The organism is Thermodesulfobacteriota bacterium, from assembly GCA_026415035.1.
Lineage (GTDB): Bacteria > Desulfobacterota > BSN033 > BSN033 > UBA1163 > RBG-16-49-23.
This window is the reverse complement of the sequence record JAOAHX010000023.1, coordinates 1-12,650: the sequence shown is the minus strand read 5'-3', so window position 1 is coordinate 12,650 and position 12,650 is coordinate 1. Positions and strand designations below refer to the sequence as shown.

Here is a 12,650-nt window from a genome sequence, read left to right as displayed (position 1 = left end):
AATGGAAACCGTTCCCTTGACACCTTTTAAGATGGTCATCGACGGCCTGAAGGAGGCCGGAGGGGAGGCGGCCAAACTCTGCTTTCAGTGCGGCAAGTGCGATACGGTCTGCCCCTGGAACCGGGTCAGGACGTTCTTCCTCCGACGGCTGGTCAATCAGGCCAAGTACGGGCTGGTCCCCTTCGAGGCAGAGGACCTCTGGCTCTGCGCCAGTTGCGGTCAGTGTGTGGAGCGCTGCCCGAGGGGCGTGGAGATCATCGACGTCATGAGGGCGATGCGGAGGCTTCTCGTGCCGGACGGCGTAGTCCCGACGAGTATCCCAAACCTCCGGACCGTCACGACCAGCATCGCCAGCGTCGGCAACCCCTGGGGACAGGAGCCGATGGACCGGGCCAACTGGGCCAGGGACCTGGACGTGAAGGAGTTCACCGAGGGGACCGAATTTCTCTACTTCCCCTGCTGTTACCCGAGCTACGAGCCGAGGTTGAAGAAGGTCTCGGCCGCCACCGCGACGATCTTCAAATCGGCGGAGGTCGACTTCGGAATCTTAGGGCCGAGGGAGGTCTGTTGCGGAGAGAGCGTCCGAAAGACGGGAAACGAGACCCTCTTCAAACACCTGGCCAAGGAGAACATCAAGACCTATATCGAGACCGGGGTGAAGAAGATCTTGACGACCTCTCCCCACTGCTTCCATACCTTCAAGAACGAGTATTGCGAGTTCAAGGTCAACTTCGATGTCCTCCACGTCACCCAGTTTCTCTTCGAGCTCCTCAGGCAGGGGAAGATCACCTTCAAAAAAGACTATCCTCGGAAGGTGACCTATCACGATCCCTGCTTCCTGGGGAGGCACAACGGAATCTATGACGAGCCGCGGGAGATCCTGAAGAAGATCCCGGGCTTGACCTTCGTCGAGCTGCCAGAGATCCGGGACAAGAGCCTCTGCTGCGGCATGGGTGGAGGTCGCATCTGGATGGAGACGGCCAAGGGGGAGCGTTTTTCCGACATCCGGCTCGAACAGGCGATCGGGGTCGGTGCGGAGGTCCTGGTGACGGCCTGCCCCTACTGCATCACCCAGTTCGAAGACAGCCGCTTGACGTTGAAGGAAGGAAAGACGATCGAGATCATGGACCTCACCGAGGTCGTGCGGGAAGTGATTTGAAAGGGGGTGGACCCCCTTCCATGGACCGGAACCCGTCAAGGGTTCGGCAAGAGGTCAGAGAGTCGTGGAAAGAGAAAAGATCGAACGGTTCATTCGGGAATTGGCGACCAAGCGATTCGGCGACGTGTTGATCGTGGGCGGAGGGATCAGCGGCGTTCAGGCAGCCCTCGATCTTGGCAATGCGGGGTTCAAGGTCTACCTCGTCGACAGCAGTCCCTCCATCGGCGGGAGGATGGCGCAGCTCGACAAGACCTTTCCGACCAACGAATGCTCCATCTGAATTCTCTCGCCCAAACTGGTCGAGGTCGGCCGGCATCCCAACATCGAGGTTTTCAGCTACGCCGAGGTGGACGAGGTCGAGGGCGAGGCAGGGGACTTTCGCGTCACCATCCTGAAAAAGACCCGCTACGTGATCGAAAGTCAGTGCACCGGGTGCAACACCTGTGTGGAGTACTGCCCGGTCAAGGTGCCCGACCCGTTCAACCAGGAGATCTCCAAAAACAAGGCCATCCACATCTACTTCGCCCAGGCCATCCCCCTCATCACCTACATCGACGAGAACTGCCTCTATTTAAAGGAGAAGAAGTGCCGGATCTGCGAGGCCGTCTGCGAGAAGAAGGCGATCGACTTCACCCAGACCCCGGAGAAGGTGACCGTCAACGTGGGGGCCATCCTGCTGGCACCGGGCTTCGAGCCCTACGACCCGAGGGTCAGGGACGAATACGGCTACCGAAGCCTCCAGAACGTGGTCACCAGCATGGACTACGAACGGTTGCTCAGCTCCACTGGGCCCTACGAGGGGGAGATCCTCCGGACCTCCGATCTGAAGCATCCCCACAAGGTCGCTTGGATCCAGTGCGTCGGCTCCAGACAGGTCATCCCCGGGGGGAACAGCTACTGTTCGACCGTCTGCTGCACTTATACCCAGAAACAGGTGATTTTGACGAAAGACCATCACCCGGAGGCCGAGTGCGTCGTCTTCCACAATGACATCCGGTCCTTTGGAAAGGATTTCGAACGGTTCTACGCCAGGGCCTCGGGGCTTCCAGGGGTCCGCTTCATCCGGAGCTATGCCACGATCGTCGGAGAGGACCCGGCGACCAAGGATGTGATCGTCCGATATTCCCTTCCCGAGGAGGGGGTCAAAGAGGAGGCCTTCGACATGGTCGTCCTCTCGGTCGGCCTGACCCCTCCCTCCCAGGCGCAAGCCCTGGCCCAAAAACTGGGCATCGAGCTCAACCCCCACGGTTTCTGTAAAACGGGCCTGACCAACCCGATGAGGACCTCGAAACAGGGGATCTTCGTCAGCGGGACCTTCCAAGGCCCCACCGACATCCCCGAATCGGTCTTCACGGCCAACGGGGCCAGTTCCCAGTGCGGCGAGATGTTGAATTACCGGAGGGGGAAGCTGACCAAGGAGCGGGTCTTTCCGCCTGAGAGGGATGTCTCCGAGGAGGAACTCCGGATCGGCGTCTTCGTCTGCCATTGCGGTGCCAACATCGGCAGGGTCGTCGATGTGCCCGCGGTCGTCGAGTACAGCCTGACCCTGCCTCACGTCGTCCACGCCCAGGAGCAGCTCTTCTCCTGCTCCACCGAATCGACCAACCAGATCATGAACGTCGTCCGGGAGAAGAGGCTCAATCGGGTCGTGGTCGCGGCCTGTACCCCGAAGACGCACGAGCCCACCTTCCGGTACTCCCTCCGCGAAGGGGGGCTCAACCAGTACTTTCTCGACATGGCCAACGTGAGGGAGCACTGCTCCTGGGTCCACTCGAAGGAGAAGGAGGAGGCGACCCGAAAGGCCAACGACCTCGTCCGGATGTCCCTGGCGAGGACCTGTTTTCTCGAACCCCTGAAGGACTTCGACCTTCCGGTGAACAAAACCGCTTTGGTGGTCGGTGGCGGCATCGCCGGAATGACCTGCGCCCTCTCCATCGCCAATCAGGGACACGAGGTCCACCTGGTGGAGAAGGCGCCGGAGTTGGGAGGGCTTGCCCGCCGGATACACCATACCCTGGAGGGCATGGATGTCCAGGCCTTCCTGAAGGATCTCGTCCAAAAGGTCTATCGGCATCCCAAGATCCATGTCTATACCAATGCGACGATCCCGGAGGCCACCGGCTATATCGGGAACTTTGTAACGAAGGTGAAGTCAAACGGAAGGATCGCCGAGATCAAACATGGGGCCACGGTCATCGCAACGGGCGCCGAGGTCTACCGTCCCCGGGAGTACCTTTACGGAGAGGACGATCGGGTGATGACCCAGCTCGAGCTGGAGGAGGCGATCGAGCGGAAAGACGAGAAGGTCCTTCAGGCCGAGAGCGTCGTGATGATCCAGTGCGTGGGCTGCAGAAACGAGGAGAGGAATTACTGTTCCCGGATCTGCTGCAGCGAATCGGTGAAGAACGCCTTACGGTTGAAAGAGATCAATCCCAAGACGGAGGTCTACATCCTCTTCAGGGATATGCGGACCTACGGGTTCAGCGAGGACTACTACCGGGAGGCCTCCAACAAGGAGGTCAAGTTCATCCGGTATGAACCGGAGGATCGGCCCACGGTGGAACCTGGGACCTCAGAGGAGGGGAGGCCCGTCCTGAAGGTGACGGCTACGGATTATATCCTCGGAAACAGACTCGAGATCGATGCCGACCTGGTCGCCCTGGCCGCGGCCACGATCCCTGCGGCCGACAACAAAGAGATTTCGAGGCTCTTCAAGGTGGCCCTCGGGACGGACGGCTTCTTCCAGGAGGCCCATGTCAAGTTGCGGCCCGTCGAGTTCGGCACCGACGGGGTCTACCTCTGCGGCCTTGCCCACTATCCCAAGCACATCTCCGAGACGATCAGCCAGGCCTATGGCGCCGCAGGGAGGGTGCTGACCTTGCTCTCCCACGATACGGTCATCGCCTCCGGCTCCATCTGCGAGGTGGAGGAGAAGCGATGCATCGGCTGCGGGGCCTGTGTGGAGGCCTGCACCTATGGGGCCATCGACCTCTACGAGACCCGTCAGGGGAAGAAGGCGAAGATGAACCCGGTCCTCTGCAAGGGCGATGGCCTCTGCAATGCGGTCTGCCCCACGGGGGCGATTCAGTTGAAGCACTATACCGATCGGCAACTCTTTGCCCAGATCGATTCTGCGATCGAGGAACACTGGAGGGCGATGCTTAAGGAGACCCCATCCCGATCGAAGGAGTAGGTGGAGAGATGAGCGCTGCCACGAAGTTCAAACCCCGGATCATCGGCTTTGTCTGCAACTGGTGAGGGTACGGGGCGGCTGACCTGGCTGGAGTTTCCAGACTGCAATATTCGAACGAGGTGAGAATCGTCCGGATGATGTGCGCCGGAAGGGTGGACTTCTCTTTCGTCTTCCGCGCCTTCCAGAACCGTCTCGACGGGGTCTATATCGCCGGTTGCCGGCTCGACGAATGCAAATACATCACCCAGGGCAACTACCATGCCCTGAACCTGGTCCTCCTCTGCAAGCGGATCATGGAGTATGTGGGGTTGAACCCGGAGCGGATCCGGATCGAATTCATGTCTTCGGCCGAGGGAGGCCGTTTCGCCGAGACGGTCAACGACTTCATCAAAAAGATCCGTTCCCTCGGCCCCTTTGGCAAGGCCGAGGGGTTGGACGAGGGCGAGGCCGCGGCCAGGGTGCAACGGATCATGGCGTTGATCCCGTACCTGAAGATCGCCAAGAGGGAGAAACTCCTCACCCGCCAGAAGGAGCGCGAATCCTGGGACCAGCTCTTCACCCGGGAGGAGATCGAGGCGCTCTTCCGGGAGCTTCCTTCCTACTATATCGATCCGGAGAAGTGTCAGGCCTGCATGAGCTGCGCCCGACGCTGTCCGGTCGATGCCATTCTCAGCGGCAAGAACCTGATCCACATCATCGATCAGGAGAAATGTATCAAATGCGGGACCTGTCTCGAGGCCTGCCCGCCCAAATTCAGCGCGGTGACGAAGATCGTCGGAGGCCCCGTCCCGCCACCCATTCCCGAAGAGAAACGAAAGATCGTCAGAAAAGGCAAGGAAAATTAACCTGAAAAGGAGAATCCCGTGTCACCGGTCAGCGCGACCTACTGGGGGCTTCCCGGCTATGTGATCTTCTGGGCTCTGTTCGCCATTGCCTTCGGCCTCTTCCTCCAGAGGGCCTATCTCCTCTATCGCCTCATGCGGCTCGGCGGGCCAGAGAACCGCTTCGACCGGAAAGGTCGAAGGTTCAAGGAGATGGTCCTGGAGGTCGTCCCCCAGTGGTGCACCCTGAAGACCCTGTCACGGGAGGACCGGGCGGGATTGGCCCATGCCCTCCTCTTCTGGTCCTTCAGCCTCTTCTTCCTCAGTTATATCATCTTCGTCGGACTGGCAGGAGGCTTCGGCCTCTCTGAATACATCGAACGGACCCCCTTCGAGACCTTCTATTTTTCGATCCTCGATCTGGCGGCCCTCCTCGTCACCCTCACCCTGATCGTGGCCGCGATCCGGCGTTACGTCATTCGACCGCCGAGGCTCGAGCCCACGGCCGAAGCAGGGGTGATCCTGATGATGGTCTTCTCTCTGATGGCCCTTCATGTATTGAGCGTGGGCTTCGACCACGCCAGCCGGGGGGTTCAGGCCTCCTGGCCACCCCTTGGATCGGCCCTGGCACACTACCTTTCCGGCACCGGACTTTCAAAGGCCTCCCTCGAATCGGGCTACCGCCTCATGTGGTGGCTCCACTACCTCGTCATCCTCAGCTTCATGGTCTACATCCCTCGCTCGAAGCACCTTCACATCCTGGCCTCCATCGCCAATGCCTTCTTCAAGCCCCTCGATACGAAGGTCGACCTTCGTCCGATTCCCCTCGAGGCCCTCGAGGCGGCCGAAGGGACGGCGACCCTCGGGGCCTCGAAGATCCAGGACTTCACCTGGAAAGACCTCCTCGATCTCTACGCCTGTGCAGAATGTGGCCGGTGCCATGTGAACTGTCCAGCCCAGCTCACCGGAAAGACGCTCTCTCCAAGGGAGGTCATCCATCACCTGAAGGAGCATCTCCTCGAATCGGGGCCGGCCCTTCTAAGCCAAAAGGCTGGCTCTACGGCCGAACCTTCCGCCGAGACCTCTGCCAAGGCGATGATCGGCGAGGTGGTCAAAGAGGAGGAGATCTGGGCCTGCACCACCTGCGGGGCCTGTCAGGAGGTCTGCCCGGTCAGCATCGAACACATCCGGAAGATCATCGACATGAGACGGAACTTAGTGATGGAGCAGAGCCGGATGCCCGAAAGCGCCCAGCTCATGCTGAGAAATATGCAGCAGAGGGGCCATCCCTGGGCCGGCCTCCAGTCGATGCGATTGAGGGGAGACTGGACGTCCGAGGCCGAGGTGAGGGTTTTGGGCGATGGGGAAGAGGCCAAGACCCTCTTCTGGGTGGGTTGCACCGGCGCCCTGGTCGAACGAAACGTCAAGGCGACCCTCGCCATGACCCGGGTCCTTCGGGCGGCCGGGGTGGACTTCGCGGTCCTGGGAGATGGCGAGACCTGTTGCGGAGACCCGGCCCGAAGGGCAGGGTATGAATTTCAATTCCAGATGATGGCCGAACAGAACATCGAGGTCTTTAAAAGCCACGCCGTTGAGGAGATCATAACGACCTGTCCCCACTGCTACCACACGATGAAGCACGAATACCCGAAATTCGGGGGAGCCTTCAAGGTCCTTCACTACACCGAGCTGCTGGCCGACCTGATCCGACAGGGGAGGTTGAGGCTGAGCCCGAAGGGACTCCCGACGACCCTCACCTACCATGACCCATGCTACCTTGGCCGATACAATGGCCTCTACACCGAACCGCGGCAGATCCTCCGCTCCATCACCGGAGGGCACCTGAGGGAGATGGCGCGCTCCCGGCAGACGGGCTTCTGCTGCGGCGGCGGAGGGGGATTGATGTGGATCGAAGAGCAGCCCGGCACGACGAAGATCAACCAGACCCGGCTGGAAGACATCGTCAAGACAGGCGCCGAGGCCGTGGTCGCCGCTTGCCCCTACTGTCTGCAGATGTTCGAGGATGCGATCAATCATAAGGGCATCCAGAATGCGTTGAAGGCCATGGATCTGGTCGAGGTGGTCGAAGAGGCCATGAGGTCCTAAGCCTCATCCGCCCGAGCCCTTTCCAAAGCGAGAAGGAACAGCAATTTAGGAACACATCGAGGAGGGAAGCTTATGAACATCGTCGTCTGCGTCAAACAGGTTCTCGACCCCGAGATCCCGCCGGCCAAATTCAAGATCGATCCGGCGACCAAACAGGTCATCCCTCCACCAGGCGTTCCGCCCGTGATCAGCGTCTATGACGAGAGGGCGGTGGAGGTGGCCTGCAGACTCAAGGACAAACATAAGGGAAAGATCACCGTATTGAGCCTGGGTTCGGCCAAAGCCGCCGACGTGATCAGACATGCCATCTCCATGGGGGCCGATGAGGGCTATGTGCTGAGTGACCCGGCTTTCGAAAACCTCGACAGCTTCGGAACGGCCCACGTCCTTTCCAAGGCCATTCAGAAGATCGGGGCCTACGACCTCGTCCTCTGTGGACGGCAGGCCGCCGACTGGGGCGATGGTCAGGTGGGGCCGATCTTAGCCGAGCTGCTCGGGCTGCCCCTCATCACGATCGCCGCATCGGTCGAGGCGGTGGAGAAGACGGTCCGGGTGAAGCGAATGGTGAGCGACGGCTACGAGGTGCTTGAGGCGCCAATGCCCTGCCTGGTGACGGTCAGCAGCGAGGTCGGCCTCCCCCGACTTCCGGGCGGGATGGGGTTGATGATGGCCCGGAAAAAGCAGATCCCGACCTGGAAGGCCCAGGACATCGGGGTGGATCCTTCCCAACTGGATAAAGGGAAGGCCCATATGGAGGTGATCGGCCTCTCCGTGCCGACCCGAAAGACCCAGTGCGAGATCATCGCCGCAAACACTCCGGCCGAGGCCGGGGTCGCCCTGGCAGAAAAGATCGCCAAATTGATTTGATGAAAGAGCCTATCAGGAGACGGAGGAGGTCCTATGGAAGCGCATAAAGGTCTTTTAATCCTCGGAGAGATGGTGGAGGGTAAGCTCGCACCGGTCACCGTTGAACTCCTCGGAGCGGGAAGGAAACTGGCCGATGACCTCGGCGAGCCATTGAACGCCCTTCTCATGGGAAGCAAGGCCTCGAGCCTGGCCCAGGAGGCGATCGCCTACGGGGCCGACCAGGTCCACATCGCGGAGGACCCTTTTTTGGATCAGTATCATCCCGAGGCCTATACCCAGGTGATGACCAACCTTTGCAAAGCCCTTCTTCCCTCGATCGTGCTCATGGGTTACACGGATATCGGTTCTGACCTCGCCCCGAGGCTCAACGGAAGGTTGGGAGGAGGCCTTGCGATGGACTGCATGAGCCTTTCCATCGATCCCTCCACAAAACTGCTCGTCACGACCCGGCCGGTCTTCGGAGGAAATGCCCATGCGACGATGGTGGCCAAAGCGGCCCGTCCTCAGATGGCCACGGTCCGGCCCAAAACTTTGCCCCCTGCCGAGCGGAACGATTCGAGGCAGGGGAAGGTGATCCCGGTCGAAGGGAAAGTCGATCCCTCGACGCTCAAGGTGAAGGTCGTCGAGCGGATCAAGGAGGAGGTCGAGGGCGTGAAGCTCGAAGATGCCGAGGTCGTCGTGGCCGGAGGCCGGGGCATCGGAAGCGCCAAGAATTGGGAGATGATCCAGGAGCTTGCCCGGGTGTTGGGCGGTGCGGTGGGAGCCACCCGACCTGCCTGCGACGAGGGCTGGGCGCCGGTATCGGCCCAGATCGGCCAGAGCGGAAAGGTGGTGAGCCCCAAGCTCTATATTGCCGTGGCCCTCTCCGGGGCCTGTCCCATATCTCCGGCCACCTGGGATCCAAGTACATCGTGGCGATCAACAAGGACAAAGAGGCCAACATCTTCAACGTGGCCCACTACGGCATTGTCGCAGACTTTAAAGAAGTCCTCCCCGCCCTCACCGCCAAACTGAAGGAATTAAAGGGGAAATAAACCCTCGCAGCAGCGAACCTTTTAGGGACCGAGGAGGGGGCCTTTGGCTCCCTCCTCGATTTTAGCGCCCCCCTCGTCCTCTCTTTCGATCGAATCACCCCCAAAAAATCGCAGAGAATCGGACCTTCGAACCCCTCTTCCTTTTTTCGAAAATTAAAAACATAGGACACTCCCTGGGGGAGGTCCTGTGTTTAAATGAAATGACCGCTTGGACCCTTCGGGGTGGGCCCTTCATACCAAACGCAATGGGGGATAGTGTTTTAATGATTGAACCCTGATCCGGTTTTTGGTATAGTCGAGAAAACCGAGGCTCGGCCTCGCCCGCGAGGACCTCGGAATGATCGAGAGACTCTATTTCTCCCTCTATCGATTCACGTTCAGACCCAACTTCGCCATACGATTTTTTGGTCAATGGAAGGGGAGTGTCCTGAGGGGCGCCTTTGGGTCTTCCCTGAGAAGGCTGGCCTGTTTGAATCGAGATCAAGAAACCTGCGACGCCTGCAGCATGCAAGAGAGGTGTGCCTACACCCTGATCTTCAACCCCATTGACGCAGGGAAGATTAAGAGGCTCAAGAATCTCCCCCGGGGGTTCGTTATCAAACCCCCTTTGGATGGGGCCACGGAATACACCTCCGCCACCCCCCTCAGGTTCGAGATGGTCCTGGTGGGGGATCGGATCCGTGGCCTCCCTTATGTGATCGTTCCATTCAAAGAGCTCGGCAGGTTCGGGATCGGTTTGAACAGGGGGAGGTTCAGTCTCGATGGAATCGAAGTTTTACGAGGGGGCCGATACGATTCGATCTATGATCCCGAGACCAACGTGGTTTCCAATTTCGAGGCCCAGATCAGAGGGGAAGATTTGCTCAAAAGGAGCGAAAAGTTCCGGGGCGACCGGTTGACCCTCCGATTCCTGACCCCGACCCGGGTCCGATACAACCCCACCGGACGGAAAGGGGAGAGCAGGCTCGTCAGAGACCCCGAATTCCACCATCTTGTCCGACGGCTTCGGGATCGGATCAATGCCCTCTCCGTCTCCTATTGCGGAGGACCCCTGGAGGTTGATTTTTCTGGGCTTGCCGAGCGGGCCACAAAGGTTATGAAAGTTCATTCCAACCTCGAATGGGTCGGGATGCGGCGAAGAAGCCGAACCCAGGAAACCTATCACGACCAAAGCGGATTCATAGGAGAGATGACCTTTGAAGGGGACCTAGAGGAATTCCTTCCTCTGCTTCTGGCCGGAGAATACCTCCACGTCGGCGAAGACGCCGTCTTCGGCAATGGGTGGTATGAAATTGGGGAGCAAATAACTTCACGTTTTCTCCAAACCCCCCGATCTTTTTGACGAACTACGGCTTGGTCCGTAAGTCATTATTGGAAGAGGATTAATGTCGATATTTTGTCTTTCAGGACCCCAGCCCCTCGGGAGAACAACAAGATATGAGCCATAATATTCCTCAATCAGAAAACCTCTTTCTCTTGGTGGGGACAAATCCTCTGCCCAACTATGTCGCCGCGAAATTGCTGTTAAAACCGGGCGGACACATCTACCTGTTCCACACCGACGAGACCGCCACGGTGGCCGACCGTCTGATTGCGGCTTTGCAGGCTGAAAAAGGTCGGGTAACCAAAATCGAAGTCAAAGAAGCCCAGGGGGAAGAAATTTTCAACAAAATAGCGGAGCATGTAAAAGGCAAACAAGATGTCGGCCTGAATTACACAGGAGGCACCAAGACGATGGCCGTTCACGCATATCGGGCCGTGGAGGAGTATTGTCAAGGGGCAGTATTCAGTTACTTGGATGCACGGACACTGAGTATGGTTGTGGATCAAGGAGACCAACCCAGCCGGTTATTCCCTGTTGGTCTTCAGGTACAGCCTACAGTTGAGACTCTGCTTGTGCTGCACGGCTATACGCTCAAGCGGCCACCGGCAACTGACGTATTCGGGACAGAGATTGCTCAGACTTTAGCACGGATAAATTGCAAAAACTTCCGAAGTTGGTGCGACGACAATCTCCGCAATGGGCCTGATACCCCAATCCGCAAAAAAGGTTTAGATGACCTTTCCCTCCCTAACTTTATAGATTGGCAAGGCGCCCGGTTTTTGAAAGACTTGGCAACCCAATGGAACAGGGAAGTGATAGAAGTGGCTAAATGGTTGGATGGTAAATGGCTGGAACACTATACGCTATGGTCGTTGCAGCAAATAGCGAAAGACTGCCAGATTCACGAAACTGCGATGAGTATTACCCCCAAGGAGCGCAACTTTGAATTTGATGTGGTGGCTATGCGGGGGTATCAGTTATTTGCCATCTCGTGTACGACGGAAACCAAGCGTAGCCTTACCAAGCAAAAGCTGTTTGAAGTTTTTGTGCGCGCCCGGCAGATGGGCGGCGACGAGGCCCGAATAGGGCTGGTCTGCTGCGCCCCAAAAGCAGAAGACAATCCGGATAGTAACCCGACCGCAATTCAGAAGGAAATTGAAGAATCCTGGGACGCTGCGGGCAAGGTGCGTGTGTTTGGCGCCGAACACTTGCCGAATTTACCTGACCATTTGCGGGATTGGTTCAACTCCCAACCGTCGTGAAAGGAGACGTGCAATGGCAAAACTGACCGTGACCGTCATAGATACCATCGGAATCCAAGGTTACATCTTTGGCAGCAACGTCCTTAAACAGAACGTGGGCGCATCAGAACTGGTGCGCTGCGCCACGCAGGATTGGGTTTACCAGGAGTTGGCGGCGCTGGGCGCGACCAATGTGGATCAAGGTGGTCGGATTGATGACCAAGTTGCCATTGAAGGAGGCAGTTTGGTCTCCGAACTAGTGTATGCCGGCGGCGGCAACACGGTGGTGCTGTTCCGCTCGCCGGAAAAGGCGCGTGAGTTTACCCGCCGCCTGACCCACCGCACGCTTCAAAATGCTCCCGGCTTGCGATTGGTCATCGCGCACAACGAGTTTGACTGGGATACCCAGGCTCTGTCGCAGGTGGTGCAGGATTCCCTTGAGCAAGTCCGGCGTAAGAAAAATGATCCCATTGTTTCTACCCCGCTGCTGGGCCTAGGCGTAACGGCGGATTGCCAGTACACTGACCTGCCAGCAGTGGATAAGAATCAGAATGGTAAACGCGTTTCTGCCGAGGTGAAAGCCAAAGAAGCAGCCTTTGAGGCAGCCCATAAACGGCTAACAGAGAAGTTAACGCTCAACGGGTATGAGATTCCAAAAGATTTTGATGATTTTGGTCGCACCAAGGGCGAGTCCAGTTACATCGCAGTCGTCCATACCGACGGCAATGGGATGGGCAGGCGCATAGCGGCCATCGCCAACACCTATCCAAGGCCGGAGGACAATCGCGTTTATGTGCAAGCCATTCGTGCATTTTCCCAATCGGTTGCCAGGGTAACACAAGAAGCTTTGAATGCTACTTATCAGCAACTGATCCATTGCATAGATGGCTGTCTCTTATACACAT

General features: G+C 58.4%; 9 protein-coding genes. All 9 read left to right on the top strand.

Annotation, left to right across the window (positions count from 1 at the left end; translation table 11 throughout):
* The first annotated feature begins 1 nt into the window (after nucleotide 1).
* Nucleotides 2–1,159 carry a (Fe-S)-binding protein gene (locus N3G78_12200; protein ID MCX8118678.1) on the top strand — a complete coding sequence of 386 codons (1,158 nt, stop codon included), beginning with the start codon at nucleotides 2–4 and terminating at the stop codon, nucleotides 1,157–1,159.
* A 64-nt stretch (nucleotides 1,160–1,223) separates the two neighbouring features.
* Nucleotides 1,224–4,352: a CoB--CoM heterodisulfide reductase iron-sulfur subunit A family protein gene (locus N3G78_12195; protein MCX8118677.1), complete on the top strand. Its 3,129-nt coding sequence runs from the start codon at nucleotides 1,224–1,226 to the stop codon at nucleotides 4,350–4,352.
* An 8-nt stretch (nucleotides 4,353–4,360) separates the two neighbouring features.
* A complete protein-coding gene (locus N3G78_12190; protein MCX8118676.1) occupies nucleotides 4,361–5,197 on the top strand; it encodes a hydrogenase iron-sulfur subunit in 837 nt (278 codons plus the stop codon).
* An 18-nt stretch (nucleotides 5,198–5,215) separates the two neighbouring features.
* Nucleotides 5,216–7,279: a (Fe-S)-binding protein gene (locus N3G78_12185; GenBank protein ID MCX8118675.1), complete on the top strand. Its 2,064-nt coding sequence runs from the start codon at nucleotides 5,216–5,218 to the stop codon at nucleotides 7,277–7,279.
* A gap of 72 nt (nucleotides 7,280–7,351) precedes the next feature.
* On the top strand, nucleotides 7,352–8,146 hold the full coding sequence (locus tag N3G78_12180; protein MCX8118674.1) for an electron transfer flavoprotein subunit beta/FixA family protein: 795 nt from the start codon (nucleotides 7,352–7,354) through the stop codon (nucleotides 8,144–8,146).
* 33 nt (nucleotides 8,147–8,179) lie between these two features.
* Nucleotides 8,180–9,160, top strand: a complete 981-nt coding sequence (locus N3G78_12175; protein ID MCX8118673.1) for an electron transfer flavoprotein subunit alpha/FixB family protein — start codon at nucleotides 8,180–8,182, stop codon at nucleotides 9,158–9,160.
* A gap of 357 nt (nucleotides 9,161–9,517) precedes the next feature.
* Nucleotides 9,518–10,522, top strand: coding sequence for a CRISPR system precrRNA processing endoribonuclease RAMP protein Cas6 (gene cas6, locus N3G78_12170; protein ID MCX8118672.1), 1,005 nt, complete (start codon nucleotides 9,518–9,520; stop codon nucleotides 10,520–10,522).
* A gap of 95 nt (nucleotides 10,523–10,617) precedes the next feature.
* Complete coding sequence (locus tag N3G78_12165; GenBank protein ID MCX8118671.1) at nucleotides 10,618–11,766, top strand: DUF1887 family CARF protein; 1,149 nt, start codon at nucleotides 10,618–10,620, stop codon at nucleotides 11,764–11,766.
* Nucleotides 11,767–11,779: 13 nt separating this feature from the next.
* Nucleotides 11,780–12,650: hypothetical protein (locus tag N3G78_12160; protein MCX8118670.1), on the top strand; the 871-nt coding region annotated here is incomplete at its 3' end.

What these genes read in the sequence shown, in the direction of transcription:
- N3G78_12200 (MCX8118678.1), top strand. Translation starts at nt 2, where the DNA reads ATGGAAACCGTTCCCTTGACACCTTTTAAGATGGTCATCGACGGCCTG.
- N3G78_12180 (MCX8118674.1), top strand. Translation starts at nt 7,352, where the DNA reads ATGAACATCGTCGTCTGCGTCAAACAGGTTCTCGACCCCGAGATCCCG.
- N3G78_12175 (MCX8118673.1), top strand. Translation starts at nt 8,180, where the DNA reads ATGGAAGCGCATAAAGGTCTTTTAATCCTCGGAGAGATGGTGGAGGGT.
- cas6 (MCX8118672.1), top strand. Translation starts at nt 9,518, where the DNA reads ATGATCGAGAGACTCTATTTCTCCCTCTATCGATTCACGTTCAGACCC.
- N3G78_12165 (MCX8118671.1), top strand. Translation starts at nt 10,618, where the DNA reads ATGAGCCATAATATTCCTCAATCAGAAAACCTCTTTCTCTTGGTGGGG.